This window comes from Actinotalea sp. JY-7876 (genome assembly GCF_014042015.1).
GTDB lineage: Bacteria > Actinomycetota > Actinomycetes > Actinomycetales > Cellulomonadaceae > Actinotalea.
This window is the reverse complement of the sequence record NZ_CP059493.1, coordinates 2,067,056-2,081,398: the sequence shown is the minus strand read 5'-3', so window position 1 is coordinate 2,081,398 and position 14,343 is coordinate 2,067,056. Positions and strand designations below refer to the sequence as shown.

At 74.0% G+C, this 14,343-nt stretch carries 13 protein-coding genes; 7 read left to right on the top strand and 6 right to left on the bottom strand.

What is annotated here, in order from left to right; all coding sequences use genetic code 11:
- Positions 1 to 46: 46 nt before the first annotated feature.
- A complete protein-coding gene (gene ligD, locus H2O74_RS09730) occupies positions 47 to 943 on the bottom strand; it encodes a non-homologous end-joining DNA ligase (RefSeq protein ID WP_182111407.1) in 897 nt (298 codons plus the stop codon).
- A gap of 19 nt (positions 944 to 962) precedes the next feature.
- Complete coding sequence (locus H2O74_RS09725; protein WP_182114192.1) at positions 963 to 1,910, bottom strand: DNA ligase; 948 nt, start codon at positions 1,908 to 1,910, stop codon at positions 963 to 965.
- A 130-nt stretch (positions 1,911 to 2,040) separates the two neighbouring features.
- On the opposite strand from H2O74_RS09725, the gene H2O74_RS09720 reads away from it, so the two are divergent.
- A complete protein-coding gene (locus tag H2O74_RS09720; RefSeq protein ID WP_182111406.1) occupies positions 2,041 to 3,009 on the top strand; it encodes a Ku protein in 969 nt (322 codons plus the stop codon).
- Positions 3,006 to 4,043 (top strand): PHP domain-containing protein, encoded by a 1,038-nt coding sequence (locus tag H2O74_RS09715; protein WP_182111405.1) that lies wholly within the window; start codon positions 3,006 to 3,008, stop codon positions 4,041 to 4,043. The genes H2O74_RS09720 and H2O74_RS09715 overlap by 4 nt, the downstream gene beginning before the upstream one ends.
- An 82-nt stretch (positions 4,044 to 4,125) precedes the next feature.
- Here the strand turns inward: H2O74_RS09715 and H2O74_RS09710 are convergent, their stop codons facing one another.
- From H2O74_RS09710 to H2O74_RS09700, 3 genes are all read right to left on the bottom strand, one after another.
- The gene (locus tag H2O74_RS09710) at positions 4,126 to 5,826 is read right to left on the bottom strand and encodes an AMP-binding protein (RefSeq protein WP_220457943.1); all 1,701 of its coding nucleotides are present in this window, start codon (positions 5,824 to 5,826) and stop codon (positions 4,126 to 4,128) included.
- Positions 5,827 to 5,945: 119 nt separating this feature from the next.
- Positions 5,946 to 7,217 carry an OFA family MFS transporter gene (locus H2O74_RS09705; RefSeq protein WP_182111403.1) on the bottom strand — a complete coding sequence of 424 codons (1,272 nt, stop codon included), beginning with the start codon at positions 7,215 to 7,217 and terminating at the stop codon, positions 5,946 to 5,948.
- 1 nt (position 7,218) lies between these two features.
- Positions 7,219 to 8,838 carry an acyl CoA:acetate/3-ketoacid CoA transferase gene (locus H2O74_RS09700; protein ID WP_182111402.1) on the bottom strand — a complete coding sequence of 540 codons (1,620 nt, stop codon included), beginning with the start codon at positions 8,836 to 8,838 and terminating at the stop codon, positions 7,219 to 7,221.
- A gap of 194 nt (positions 8,839 to 9,032) precedes the next feature.
- Here H2O74_RS09700 and H2O74_RS09695 point away from each other — a divergent pair, with 194 nt between their 5' ends.
- The 5 genes from H2O74_RS09695 to H2O74_RS09675 are packed head-to-tail and all read left to right on the top strand — an operon-like array spanning position 9,033 to position 13,525.
- Positions 9,033 to 10,175, top strand: a complete 1,143-nt coding sequence (locus H2O74_RS09695) for an acyl-CoA dehydrogenase family protein (protein ID WP_182111401.1) — start codon at positions 9,033 to 9,035, stop codon at positions 10,173 to 10,175.
- 40 nt (positions 10,176 to 10,215) lie between these two features.
- Positions 10,216 to 10,992 carry an electron transfer flavoprotein beta subunit/FixA family protein gene (locus tag H2O74_RS09690; protein WP_182111400.1) on the top strand — a complete coding sequence of 259 codons (777 nt, stop codon included), beginning with the start codon at positions 10,216 to 10,218 and terminating at the stop codon, positions 10,990 to 10,992.
- A 15-nt stretch (positions 10,993 to 11,007) separates the two neighbouring features.
- Complete coding sequence (locus H2O74_RS09685; protein ID WP_182111399.1) at positions 11,008 to 11,928, top strand: electron transfer flavoprotein subunit alpha/FixB family protein; 921 nt, start codon at positions 11,008 to 11,010, stop codon at positions 11,926 to 11,928.
- The gene (locus H2O74_RS09680; protein WP_182111398.1) at positions 11,925 to 13,241 is read left to right on the top strand and encodes an FAD-dependent oxidoreductase; all 1,317 of its coding nucleotides are present in this window, start codon (positions 11,925 to 11,927) and stop codon (positions 13,239 to 13,241) included. Before H2O74_RS09685 ends, H2O74_RS09680 begins: the two co-directional genes overlap by 4 nt.
- Entirely contained in the window at positions 13,238 to 13,525 is a 288-nt protein-coding gene (locus H2O74_RS09675; RefSeq protein ID WP_220457941.1) for a ferredoxin family protein, read from the top strand. The genes H2O74_RS09680 and H2O74_RS09675 overlap by 4 nt, the downstream gene beginning before the upstream one ends.
- Here H2O74_RS09675 and H2O74_RS09670 read toward each other — a convergent pair.
- Complete coding sequence (locus H2O74_RS09670; protein ID WP_182111397.1) at positions 13,506 to 14,333, bottom strand: TetR/AcrR family transcriptional regulator; 828 nt, start codon at positions 14,331 to 14,333, stop codon at positions 13,506 to 13,508. The genes H2O74_RS09675 and H2O74_RS09670 overlap by 20 nt on opposite strands.
- Positions 14,334 to 14,343 lie beyond the last annotated feature (10 nt).

Here is a 14,343-nt window from a genome sequence, read left to right as displayed (position 1 = left end):
GGGGGCCGGGGGGCGGGGCGCAGCCGGCGCCTTCCGCCTGACGGCGTCACGTCCCTGCCGCGAGCAGGTCGCCCTCCTCCTCGAGGCGGCGGACGACGTCGTCGGGGCCCAGCTGGACCATGCCCGGCTCGACCTCGTCCCAGCGGCGGGGCGCGGCGACGCGGGGCTCGTCCTTGGCGCGCAGGGAGTACGGCGTCACGGTGGTCTTGGCCGGGTGGTTCTGGCTCCAGTCCAGGAGCACCTTGCCCGGGCGCAGCGCCCGCTTCATGTTCGCCAGCAGGAGGTCGGGATGGGCCGCCGCGAGCTCGTGCGCGACCGTGCGCGCGTACTCGCGCACCTCGGTGGCCGGCCGGACCTTGGGCAGCGGCGCGTACAGCTGCATGCCCTTGCTGCCGCTGGTCACCGGGAACGTCGTCGTGAGGTCGTCCTGCGCCAGGCGGTCGGCGACGAGGTGCGCGACGCGGGCGCACTCGTCGAGGCCGGCCGGGGGACCGGGGTCGAGGTCGATGACCAGCCGGTCCGCGCCGCGCAGTCCGCCGCGCGGCCCGACCGTCCACTGGGGCGTGTGCAGCTCGACGGCGCCCTGGTTGGCCGACCACACCAGGCCCGGCAGGTCGTCCAGGAACGGCAGGTCGAGGACCGTGCCCTCGTCCTCGGTGCCCGGGCTCGCGGGCAGCTGGAGGTGCCGCAGCCACTCCGGGGCGCCGCGCGGCGTGTTCTTCTCGAAGAACTTCTCGCCGTGGACCGTCGTCGTGAAGCGGATCCGCGTGACGGGGCGGTGCTCCAGCTGGCGCAGGATCGCCGGCGCGACGGCGGTGTAGTAGCCGATCATCTCGGCCTTGGTGAAGCCGGTGGAGGGGTACAGCACGCGGTCCAGGTGCGTGAGCTTGACCGGGCGCCCCTCGACCTCGACCCACTGCGCGTCGTCCTTCGCCACGGTCATCCCCTCGCTCGGCGGCAGGTCACGGAGCCTCCCACGCGTCGACGTCGCCATCCGTGCGCAACGCGCGGACCACGGGGTGACGCAGGCGCCCGCCCCGCATCCGCTGGAGGTAGACGACGTCGACGCCGACCTCCGGCCGACACCACGTGACGCCGCGCGCGTCGACGTCGGGCACCTCGTCGTCCAGCACGGGCTCGGTGCTCTCGCGGCCGGTGAGCTCGCGCAGCAGGTCCGCGCCGCGGCGCCCGGCGAGGCCGCTGCCCGCCTTGCCCAGGTAGCGCCACCTGCCGTCCGCGTCGGGGGCGCCGAGCAGGATCGCGCCGAGCCGGTTGCTCGACGCCGCGACGCCCGCTCTCCCGTACCCCTCGCTGCGCCAGCCGACCACGGCGGCGGTGCGCGTGGCGCGGTGCGCCGCCTTCACCCAGTCGGGTGATCGGCGCCCCGGCTGGTAGGTCGACGTGCGCCGCTTCGCGACGACCCCCTCGAGGCCGTGCTCGAGCGTCACCTGCCACAGCGTCGGGCCGTCGGGGTAGACGGGGGAGAGCTGCACGTGCGCGGGCAGCTCGAGGCGCTCCAGCAGCTCGCGGCGCTCGCTGAACGGCCGGCGGCTCACGTCCACGCCGTCGAGCACCAGCACGTCGAAGACGATGTACGTGGCGGGTGCCGAGGTCGCGAGGCGGGACGCGCGTGCGGCGTCGCGCACGTTCATGCGCTCGGCGAGCGCCTCGAACGACGGGATCCCGCCCGACATCACGACGACCTCGCCGTCGAGCACCGTGCCCGGCATGGCCGCCAGACCGGCGAGCTCGGGGTAGGTCACCGTGACGTCGCGACCGGAGCGCGCGACCAGCCGCAGCGAGCCGCTCGTGGTCTGCGCGAGCACCCGGACGCCGTCCCACTTGACCTCGTAGGACCACTCCGGACCCTCGGGCAGACGGCCCTCTTCGGCCGCACGGGTGGCGAGCATGGGCTGCACGGGTCCATCCTGCCCACAGAAGGTGCCGACCGGCACCCGGATCGCGCCTGCCCTCGATCGGCACAGCGCCCCGGGAGCAGGCAGCCCGACCTGGCGGGCGCGGCGCCGAGGAGGTGGGCGCATGCGTGCGATCTGGAAGGGCGCGGTGGCCTTCGGGCTGGTCAACGTGCCGGTCAAGCTCTACGCCGCGACCGGTGAGCACAGCGTCCCCCTGCACCAGGTGCACCGCGAGGACGGCGGCCGGATCCGGTACAAGAAGGTCTGCAGCGTCGACGGCGAGGAGGTCCCCTACGGCGACATCGCCAAGGGCTACGAGACCGACGACGGGCGGATGGTCGTCCTGACCGACGAGGACCTCGACGACCTGCCCCTGGCGACGGAGCGGGAGATCGCCGTCGAGGAGTTCGTGCCCTCGGACCAGGTCGACCCGATCATGCTCGGCAAGACGTACTACCTCGAGCCCGAGAAGACGGCCGCGAAGCCGTATGCGCTGCTGCGTGAGGCGCTCAAGACCACCGACCGCATGGCCGTGGTCAAGGTGGCGCTGCGCCAGCGCGAGTCCATGGCGGTGCTGCGCGTGCGCGACGACGTCATCTGCCTGCAGACCCTGCTGTGGCCGGACGAGGTGCGCTCGGCGGACTTCCCGATCCTCGAGGCCGAGGTGCAGGTGCGTCCCCAGGAGCTGCAGATGGCGTCCTCGCTGGTCGAGTCGCTCGCCGCCGACTTCGACCCCTCGGCGTTCGAGGACCGCTACCAGGCGGCCCTCGAGTCGCTCATCGAGGCCAAGGTGTCCTCGGGTACCACGATCAAGGCGGCGGCCGGCAAGGACGACGACGAGGGCTCGGGCGGCGAGGTCGTCGACCTGCTCTCGGCGCTCCAGCGCAGCGTCGAGAAGGCGCGCGGCGCGCGTGCCGGTTCGGCGGCGCCCGCCGAGCCCGCGGCCGAGCCCGCGCCGAAGCGGGCGAGCCGCGCCAAGGCGGCCCCGAAGGACGACGAGGCGGCCGAGAAGCCGAAGCGCGCGAGCCGGGCCAAGCCCAGGGCCGACGACGCGGAGCCCGCGAAGAAGACCACCCGGCGCCGCGCCTCGTGAGCGTGGCGCGGGACGACGTCGTCGGGACGCTGCACCGGATCGCCTTCCTGCTCGAGCGGCAGCAGGCGTCTGAGTACCGCTCGCGCGCCTACCGCGGCGCCGGCGACGCCGTCGCGGCGCTCGAGGACGCCGAGTGGCGCGCGCGCACGGCCGACGGCGCCTGGCAGCAGCTGCCGGGGGTGGGGGAGCGCACGGCGGAGGTCATCGCCGCCGTCGTGCACGGCGAGGTACCGGGCGTGCTGGCGGACCTCGAGCGCGAGCTGGGCGAGCGCCTGCGGGCGGCGACCCCGGCGGGCCAGGCGCTGCGGGACGCGGTGCGCGGCGACCTGCACTCCCACACGGACTCCAGCGACGGCGGCGCGCCCGTGCAGGCGATGGCGCTCGCGGCGGTCGAGATCGGCCACGAGTACCTCGCGATCACCGACCACTCACCGCGGCTCACGGTGGCCAACGGGCTCTCGGCCTCGCGCCTGCGGCGGCAGGTCGAGCGCATCGGGCAGATGAACCGCGTGCTCGCGCCGTTCCGCCTCCTGACGGGCATCGAGTGCGACATCCTCGACGAAGGGACGCTCGACCAGGAGCCGGCGCTGCTGCACGAGCTCGACGTCGTCGTGGCGTCCGTGCACTCCAAGCTCCGGATGGAGCGCGCGGCCATGACGCGGCGCATGGTCGCGGCCGTCAGCGACCCGCGCACCGACGTGCTGGGGCACTGCACCGGGCGGCGCGTGCGCGGCAAGGAGCGGCCGCAGTCCGAGTTCGACGCCGCCGCCGTGTTCGCCGCCTGCGCCGAGCACGGCGTGGCCGTCGAGGTGAACAGCCGCCCGGACCGGCAGGACCCGCCGGACGACCTCATCGCGGTCGCGGCCGAGGCCGGGTGCCTGTTCAGCATCGACTCCGACGCGCACGCCCCGGGCCAGCTGGACTGGCTCGTCGACGGCTGCGACCGGCTGGCCGCGCACGGCGTCGACGTCGACCGCGTGGTCACGACGTGGCCGGTCGAGCGCCTCCTCGCCTGGACCCGCGCCCGCTCCTGAGGAGGGACCCGGGGGTGCTACGCCCTCGCGTCGCGGGCGCGACGGGTGCTCGGCTCATCGGGCCGGCGCGGCGCGGCGCGCCTCAGGCCATGGGCGCGGCAGGTGCCGTCGCGGCGGGGACGGGCTCGGTCCCGGCGGCCGTGGTCGCGGCAGGCGCCGTGGTCGCGGCGACGGCCAGGCCGCGCAGGGCCGTGCGGTCCACCTTGCCCGTCGCCTTGCGGGGCAGCGTCGCGACGCCGACGACGGCGGTGGGCAGCTTGTGCCGGGCGAGGGTCAGGGCGCCCAGAGCGCGGACCTCGTCGAGCGCGGGGAGCGGCCCCGGTCCCTCGACGGCGAGCACGATGGTCTCGCCCCACCGCGGGTCGGGCACGCCGACGACGGCGAGGTCGTCGACGCCCTCCCGGGTCGCCAGCTCCGAGACGGCGCGCTCGACCTCGCAGGGGAAGACCTTCTCGCCGCCCGTGTTGATGACCTCGCTGAGGCGCCCGACCACCGTCACGCAGCCGTCCGGGTCGAGGGTGGCCAGGTCACCGGTGCGCAGCCACCCGTCGTCGGTGAACGCGGCACGCGTCGTCTCCGGGTCCCGCCAGTACCCGGGCGTGACGTTCGGGCCGCGGACCTGGATCTCGCCGGCGGCGACGACGGCGGCCGAGCGGGCGCGGACGTCGTCGTCGCCCACGCACGTCGCGGGGGCGGCCGTGGCGGCCGTGGCGGCCGCGCCGGCCGCGCCGGTCGCGCCGGCGGTGACGGGCGTGACGGCGCCGCTCACCGGGTCCGCCAGGCGCAGCGTCGTCCACGGCAGCGGGAGGCCGGCGGAGCCCGCCTTGGCGGTGGTCCAGCGCTGCGGCAGGTAGGTGGCTCCCGGCCCGGTCTCGCTCATGCCCCACGACTGCTGCAGGTGCATGCCGCGCGCCGCGAAGGTCCGCACGAGCGCCGGCGGCACCGGCGCGCCGGCGACGATCGCCGCCCGGACACCGGAGAGGTCCGCGACCTCGAACCCGGGGCACCGGGTGATCGCCCCGAACATCGCGGGCACCCCGAACACCGTGGTGGCGCCGCCGACGAGGTCCGCGAGCGAGCGCTCCGCGTCGAACGCCCGGCGGGACAGGACGGTGCCCCCGCGGACCAGCGTGCGCAGGACGAAGGCGTTGAGGCCCCCGATGTGGGACATCGGCGCCACGGCGAGGGCGACGTCGTCCGCGCGCGTGTCGAAGGTCGCGTCGATGTTGCGCGCGCTCCACCACAGGTTGCCATGGGTGAGCTGCACGCCCTTGGGCCGGCCGGAGGTGCCGGAGGTGTAGATGAGGACGGCCAGGTCGTCCGGGGCGCAGCGCGTGGGCTCGCCGTAGGGGTGCGCGTCGGCGTCGGCACCGAGGGCGCGGGGCGTCGCGTGGCCGTGCGGGACGAGGCTCAGGCCGGGTCGTGCGTGGGCGACGTCGCGGTAGACGTCCGCGAGGTCGTGGTCCACCAGGAGGGCGGACGGCTCGGCGTGGTCGAGCAGCGCACCGGCTTCCGCCGCGGAGAGCCGGAAGCCGAGCGGGACGAACACCGCCCCCGCGTGCGCGCTCGCGAGGAGGGTGACGAGCAGCTCGACGCTGTTGCGCCCGGCGTGCGCGACCCGGTCCCCGGGGCGTACCCCGGCCGCCGTCAGCTCGCCCGCCAGGGCGGCGGCGGCCGCCGCCACCTGCCTCGCGGTCCACCGCGCGTCCTCGTCGACGACGCTCGTGGCGCCCGGCGCGCGGTACGCGGCGTGCGCGAACGCGGCGGCGGGGCTGAGGTCCACGTCCACGTGCTCACTGCCTCTCGTGGTGACCGCGGTACGCGGCGGGCCTGGGATCCCGCCGCGCACCGCGGAGCTGGGTGCCGGCGCCGGCCGTGGGAGGACGGCCGGCGCCGGACAGGTCAGGCTCCCGTCGCCGCCGGAGCGCGGTCCGCCGGGGTGGCAGGCGTGTCCGTCGGCGTCGCCGGACGGCGGCTCACGCGGACCAGCACGAGCGTGAGCAGCAGGCCGACGACCGCGAGCGCGATCGCGATGATGAACGGCTTGGTGTAGTCGCCCTCCGCGCCCATGCTCGCGGCGATCCGCGGGGCGAAGAACGCGGCGACCGAGTACGCCGTGAACACGATCCCGTAGTTGATGCCCTGGAACCTGGGACCGAAGTTCTTCATGGTCAGCGCCGGGAAGATGCCCATGACACCGCCGAAGCACAGGCCCAGGCCGATGATGCCGATCGCGAAGCCGACCGTGGAGGACACGGTGACCAGCACGAGCATCGACAGGCCGACGACCGTGTAGATCAGCATCAGGCCGGTCGTGTAGCCGAGGCGGTCGGAGACCGCGCCCCAGACGATGCGACCGAGCATGTTGCAGGCGGCGTAGATCGACACGAACACGGCCGCGGTGGTGGCGCTCAGGCCGAACATCGCGCTCTGGCCGATGCCGGAGGCCTGCGAGGCGATCATGAGCCCGGAGAACGCGCCGACACCCATCATCAGGAAGATGAGGACGAACGCGGGCGTGCGCACCATGCCGGTCCACGGCAGGTTCACCTGGCCGCCGGCACCCGCCGGCGGTGTCCAGCCGGCCGGGGTGTAGCCCACGGGCGCGGCCCGCAGGAAGAGCGCGGCGACCACGACGACGACGGCGTACACGGCGCCCATCGCGACGAACGCCGTCGTGACGCCCGATCCCTTGATGATCGCCTGGGCCGCCGGGGCGGCGATCACCGAGGCGGCGCCCATGCCGCCGGTGATGAGTCCGGCCGCGAGCCCGCGCTTGTCCGGGAAGAGCTTCATCGTGTTGTTCAGGCAGCCCGAGTAGGCCAGGCCCTGCCCGAGGCCCGCGAGGACGCCGTAGCTCAGGTAGAGCATCGTGGTCGTCGTCGAGATGCCGGTGAGCATGAAGCCCGCCGCGAACATGAGGCCGCCGACGAGGATCGAGACGCGGGCGCCGCCCTTGTCGACGATCCACCCGCCCAGGATCATCGGGATCGGGCCGATCGCGGCGTTGATGGTGAACGCCATCATCACCTCGGGCATCGTCCAGCCGCGCAGGCCGCTCAGCGGCCCGGCGAAGACGGAGAACGAGTAGATCGCGCCCGTGCACATGAGGATCGCGACGGATCCCCAGAGCACGGCCCACCGGTTGATGGTGGGCGTGGCTGTCCGGGACATGTCAGGCCTTTCCGACGAGCGCGGGCGTCGGCGCCGGCGCGGAGGGGTACTGCGGGACGGGGGTACCGCTCACGTGGGCAGCCAGGCCGCCCCAGGTCTCGTGGAAGAGCTCGGCCGGCATCTGCCGCAGGTCCGGGGACACGGCCGGGACGAAGTCCATCTGGTCCAGGACGTCGGTCTGCAGGTCCACGCCGGGCGCGACCTCGATGACGGTCATGACGCCGTCGACCAGCTCGAAGACGACGCGCTCGGTGACGTAGAGGACGCGCTGACCGCGCTGCGCCGAGAACGGGCCGCTGAACGTGATCTGCTCGACCTGGCCGAGGAACTTGTGGGCCCGGCCCTCGGTGCGGATGCTCACCGCGCCGTCCGCGACCTCGACGTCGAGCCCGCCCGCGGTGAACGTCCCCGCGAAGACCAGGGTCTTGGCCGACTGGCAGATGTTGATGAAGCCGCCGCAGCCGGCGACGCGCGAGCCGAACTTCGACACGTTGACGTTGCCGACGGCGTCGGTCTGGGCGAGCCCGAGGACCGCCACGTCGAGGCCGCCGCCGTCGTAGAAGTCGAACTGCGCGTGCATGTCGACCAGGGCCTGGGGGTTGTACGCGTGCCCGAAGTCCTTGAGCCCGGCGGGCACGCCGCCGACGGCGCCGGCCTCGGTGGTCAGCATGATCTGGTCGCTGAGGCCCTCCTCCGCCACCACGACGCCGACGTCGGCGGGGATGCCCACGCCGAGGTTGAGCACGGTGCCGGGACGCAGCTCCATCGCGCAGCGTCGCGCGATGACCTTGCGCTCGGACAGCGCGAGCGGCGCGACGCCCGAGAGCGGGACGCGCAGCTGGCCGGAGAACGACGGGTTGTAGTGGGTGTTCTCGGTCTGGAAGTGGTTCTCCGGGGAGGAGACGACCAGGTAGTCCACGAGGATGCCCGGGACCTTGACGTCGTTCGGGTCCAGCGAGCCGGCCTTGGCGATCGACTCGACCTGGGCGATGACGATGCCACCGCTGTTGTGCGCCGCCTGCGCGATGGGCAGGACCTCCATCTTGAGGCCCTCGTGCGTGAGCGTGAGGTTGCCGTCCTCGTCGGCCACGGTGCCGCGGATCAGCGCGACGTTCACGGGGAACGAGGGGTAGAAGAGCCACTCCTCACCGGCGAGCTCGACCACCTGGACGAGGTCGTCGACCGAGGAGGGCGACATGCGCGCGCCCTCGACCCGGGGGTCGACGAACGTGCCGAGGCCGACCTTGGTGATCACGCCGGGGCGCTTGGCCGCGATCTCCCGGTAGAGCTGCGTGATGACGCCCTGGGGGAGGTTGTACGCCTCGCACCCGTCGGCCTCGATGAGGGCCGCGAGCTTCGGCGACGCGATCGCGATCCCGCCGATCCAGCGCTTGAGCAGGCCCTCGTGGCCCCAGTGGCTCATGCCCTTGTCGCGGCGGTTGCCGACGGCGCTCGCGTGCATGACCGTCAGGGCGCGCGGGGCGCCCGTGGCGAGGAAGCGCTGCTCGACGGCGGCGAGCGTCTCCTCGTTGACGCAGGCCAGGCCGAACCCGCTCAGTGCGACGGTGTCGCCGTCGGCGACGAGCTCTGCGGCCTCGGCCGCGGTGATGACGTGTGCCACGTCGTGTCCCTTCCTCGGAACGGTCGACGGAGGTCCGCCGAACGCTCCGTACTTTTCCGGACGGGCTGCGTCGGTAAACGGGACCATTGTCCTGAGAAGTGGTGGGGGGCAGCGGCCGACGATGGCTCCGGACGCCACGACGGCGGCCGGGCGCGGATCGAACGGGCGCCCCTGGGACTTGGAGAGGGACACCCATGGACTTCGGCCTGACGGACGAGCAGCAGCTGCTCCTGGAGAGCCTCGACGAGCTGCTCGAGCGCGAGTGCCCCGAGTCGTACATCGCCGACCTCGACCTCACGCACCAGCCGCCGACGTCGTTCCGCAAGGCGATGAACGAGGCCGGCTTCGGCTCGCTCGGCTTCCCCGAGGAGTTCGGCGGCACGCCCAGCGACGCGCTGACGCTCGTGATGCTCGCCGAGCGGGTCGCGCGGCAGGGGCTGAACAACGGCTACGGCCTCGAGCTGCTCCAGGCGATGGACATCCTGGAGTTCGGCTCGCACGAGCAGCAGCAGGAGATCCTCGGGCTCCTCGCCGCCGGCGACGTGCCCTTCGCGCTCGGCTTCACCGAGCCCGGCGCCGGCTCGGACAACGCGGCGATGGCCACGACGGCCGTGCACCACGACGGGATGGTGACCTTCAACGGCACCAAGACCCTCATCACCAACGCGCTGCAGTCGCGCTACCTGCTGCTCATGGCGAAGAACCCCGAGGTCGAGGACCGCCGCAAGGCCATCTCGATGTACCTCGTGCCGATGGACGCCCCGGGCGTCACCACGAACCGCCTGGACAAGATCGTCTGGCACATCTCGGACTCGTGCGAGATCTTCCTCGACGACGTCACGCTGCCGGAGAGCTGCCTGGTCGGGGTCAAGGGCAACGGCTTCAAGCAGCTCATGCGCAACTTCGAGCTCGAGCGGCTCGTCATCGCCGCCAACTGCCTCGGCATGGCGCAGTGCGCCTTCGACGACGCCGCCACCTACGCCGCGCAGCGCGTGCAGTTCGGCGTCCCGATCGGTTCCTTCCAGCTGATCCAGCTCAAGCTCACCGACATGGCGATCAAGCTCGAGAACATCCGCAACCTCGTCTACAAGACGGCGTGGATGGTCGACCAGGAGCTGCCGCTCAAGAGCCAGGGCGCGCTGTGCAAGCGCTACGCCGCGATGGCCGCCTTCGAGGTGGCCGACGAGGCGATGCAGATCTTCGGCGGCGTCGGCGTGACCGTCGGCACCCGCGTCTCGCGCCTGTGGCGCGACCTGCGCGGACACCGCTTCGGCGGCGGCACCGACGAGATCATGGTCCACATCGCCGGCCGGCAGATCGTCAAGGACCACAGCTGACGCACCGCGCCCGCCACAGCCACCTCCCGAGGAGAACCCCATGAAGATCGTCGTCGCCTACAAGTGGGCGCCCAACCCCCAGCACGTCGAGGTCCGCCCCGACGGCACCGTCGACCCGAGCCGCGCCAAGGCCTCGGTCAGCGAGTACGACCCCGTCGCCTTCGAGCTCGCCCGCGCGCTCGCCGACACCACCGGTGACGAGGTGGTCGGCCTCACCGTCGGCGACGCGTCCATCGACACCCCGCTCGGCCGCAAGGCCGCGCTCTCGCGCGGCCTGGACCGGCTCGTGGTCGTGGCCGACGACGCCCTGGCCGGCGCCGACGGCACCCGCCTCGCGGCGGTGCTCGCCGCGGCGGTCCGCAGCCTCGGCGACGTCCGCGTCGTCCTGACGGGCGACTCGTCGATCGACGTCGCCGCCGGTCAGGTCCCCATGACGCTCGCCGGGCACCTCGGCTGGCTCGGGCTGACGTCCGTCTCGTCGGTCGTGCCGCAGGACGGCGGCCTCGTCGTCGAGCGCGAGGCGCCGGCCGGCGTCGTGACCCTCGCGGTGAGCGGTCCGGCCGTGCTCGCGACCACGACGGACGCCGTCGTGCCGCGGGTCCCGGGCATGAAGGACATCCTCGGCGCCGCCAAGAAGCCCGTCCAGGTGCTGCCGCTCGCCGAGCTCGACGTGCCGGCCCCCGGCACCGTCGTCACCACCGTGGGCACCGCCCGCCCGGCCGCCGGCGACCGCCGCGGCATCGTCCTGGACGGCAGCGACCCGGCCGCCGCCGCCACCGAGCTGGTCGGCGCCCTGCGCCAGGCCGGCGTCCTGTAGGAAGTGAGCGTCACCATGAGCAACTCCACCCAGGCCCTGGTCCTCGTCGCCGACGAGCCGGCCGTCACCGGGCTCGTCACCACGGCCCGCACCCTCGCGACCGAGGTCGTCGCCGTGGTCGCCGGACGCCGCGAGGTCGCGGACGCCGTCGCCCCCGCCGTCGACCGCGTCCTGTGGCTTCCCCTGCCCGACGGCCTGCCCGTCGAGGCGCTCGCGTCCGAGGTGGCGCGCGTCGTCGCCGAGGCCGCACCGCGCGGCGTCGTCGGCGCCACCACCGGCGCGGGGCGTGCCCTGCTCGGTGCCGTCGCGGCCCGGGTCGGCGCGCCGGTGCTCCAGGGTGTCACCGCCGTCGAGTCCGGCGAGCAGGTCGTCGTCACGCACGGCGTGCTCGGCGGCATCAGCGAGCACCGCAGCGCCGTCGAGGGCGTCGTCGTGCTCGCCGTCGGTCCCGGCGCCGTCGCCGAGGCCGGTGCCGCGGCGCCCGTCGAGGAGGTGGCCGTCGCGCCGCTGACGGGCGTCACGATCACCGACGTGCGCACCAAGGAGCGGGCGGACGTCGACCTGGGCGCCGCGCGGACCGTGGTCGCGGTCGGCCGCGGCCTCAAGGCCCGCGAGGACGTCGCGCTGATCGAGGACCTCACGCGCGCGCTCGGCGGTGAGCTGGCGTGCTCGCGTCCCCTCGCCGAGGGCGTCGACTGGCTCGCCAAGGAGCGGTACATCGGCATCTCGGGCCAGCACGTCTCGCCCGCGCTGTACGTGGCCGTCGGCATCTCGGGTCAGCTCCAGCACATGGTCGGCGTGCGGGACGCGGGCGTCGTCGTCGCGGTGAACTCGGACCGCGACGCGCCGATCTTCGCCCAGTGCGACTACGGCATCGTCGGCGACCTCTACCAGGTGGTGCCGGCCCTCACGGCGGCCGTCGGGGCGACGTCGTGAGCGAGGTCGCCGAGCCGGACTTCGACGTCGCCGTCGTCGGCGCGGGCCCGGCCGGCGCCGTCGCGGCGTACCGGATGGCGTCCGCCGGGCTGTCCGTCGTGCTCATCGAGCGCGGCGAGACGCCCGGGTCGAAGAACCTCTCGGGCGGCGTGCTCTACGGCCGCGTGCTCGACGAGGTCTTCCCGGGCTTCGCGGACGAGGCGCCCGTCGAGCGGCGCATCACGCGCCACGTGACGACGTTCCTCACGCCGGACTCGGCGGTCGGGATCGACTACAGCGGCCAGGGTCTGGCCGACCCGGTCAACGCGGTCACGGTGCTGCGGGCGAAGTTCGACCCGTGGCTCGCCGGCAAGGCCGAGGAGGCCGGGGCGTTCCTCATGCCCGGCGTGCGCGTCGACACCCTGCTCACCGAGCCGGGGCCCGACGGCGCGCCGCGGGTGGTCGGGGTCCAGGCGGGCGACGACCAGCTGCGCGCTCGCGTCGTGGTGGCCGCCGACGGTGTGAACTCCTTCCTCGCGCGGAGCATCGGCCTGCGGCCGAAGGAGCCGACGAACCACATGGCCGTCGGCGTCAAGGCCGTCATGGCCCTGCCGCGCCAGACGATCGAGGACCGGTTCGGCGTCACGGGGGACCAGGGCGCCGCGCACGCGATCGTCGGTGACTGCACGCTCGGGATCGGAGGCGGCGGGTTCCTGTACACCAACACGACCTCGCTGTCGGTCGGTGTCGTGCTGCGGCTCGACGACCTCGTGCGCTCGGGCCGGACGTCGGCCGAGGTGTTCGAGCACTACCTCCAGCACCCCGGGCTCGCGCCGTACCTCCGCGGTGCGGAGATGGTCGAGTACGGCGCCCACGTGGTCGCCGAGGGCGGGCTCGCGATGGTGGGCGAGGTCGCCACCCACGGCATGCTCGTGGTGGGGGAGGCCGCGGGCCTGACCATCAACAGCGGGCTGACCGTGCGGGGCATGGACCTGGCGATCGGGTCCGGCCTCGCGGCGGCGGACGCCGTGGTCGAGGCGCTGGCCGCGGGCGACGTCTCGCGCGAGGGGCTGGCCGGCTACCGGCGCCGCCTCGAGGAGAGCTTCGTCATGAAGGACATGCGGACCTATGGCAAGGCGCCGAAGTTCCTCGAGCGCACCGGCATGTACGGCGCCTACGGCGAGCTCGCGGCGAGCATCTTCCACGACGTCTTCGCGCTGGACGGGACGCCCCGGCGTCACCTCGTCCAGACGGCGAAGGCGGCCTTCTCCCGGTCGCCGGTGACCCTCCGGCAGCTGGTCAGCGACGGATGGGCAGGAGTGAGGGCACTGTGAGCACCCCGATGACGGTTCCCGAGCGGCTCGCCCGCACGACCTTCACGATCGACGAGGAGGAGTCGCACATCGCCATCGACCAGGAGCTGTGCCGCAGCACCGGGACGGACAAGGCGATCATCGCGGTGTGCCCGGCCGGGGTGTACAGCGAGCAGGACGGCCGCGTCGTCGCCGACTACGCCGCCTGCGTCGAGTGCGGCACGTGCCTGGCCGTGGCGGCGCCCGGCGCGCTGCGGTGGCACTACCCGCGCGGCGGCTTCGGCGTCAGCTACCGGGAGGGGTAGGCGCGGAGCCGGCGTGCGCCACCGCGGCGAGCTGGGCGTCCACGAGCCGGGAGACGTACTCCGGCATCGTGCGGTGCACCCGCTCGAGGAGCTCGGGCGGCGTCACGAGGACGTGCATGAGGATGGCGCCCTCGACCGCGTCGAGGAGCTGCACGGCGGAGGCCCCCGCCGGCAGCTCGCCGTCGCGGATCGCGTCCTCGACGCGGTGGCGCTCGTCCAGCACGAACGTGGTGATCGCGTCGTGGCGGATCTCCGCGAACACCGTGGGGTGGGCGCGGGCCTCGACGTACAGGCGCAGCATCGCCAGGCCGAACGGTCCGAGGTAGAGCTGCGCGCGCCGCAGTCCGTGCGCGACGAGGTAGTCGCGCACGGACTGCGGCGCGTCGTCGTCGGTGGCGTCGGACGCGTCGCCGTCGGACGCGTCGTCGGCAGCCGGGTCGGCGGCGGGGGCGGCGTCGGGCGCGTCCTCGGCAGGGCGGTCGGGCTCGCCCCCGGCGGGGCGCGGGGCGTCGGCCGGCTCGGGGCCGAGGGCGTCGTCGCCCTCGGCCTGGACCCGCCGCAGCGCGGAGGCGAGCAGCGTCGCCTTGTCCGGCCAGCGCAGGTAGATCGACGACTTGCCCGCCCGGGAGCGCGTGGCCACCTCGTCGATGGTCAGGCCGGCCCAGCCCTTCTCGCCGAACACGTCGAGGGTGGCCCGCAGCGCACGGTCCTCGAGCTCGGGATCGCGGGGGCGCCCCCGCCCCCGCTTCGCATCCGTCGTGCGGCCGGGCGGTGGGGTCGAGGGCTCCGGCGGGGCGGACGAGGTCACCTCCCGAGGG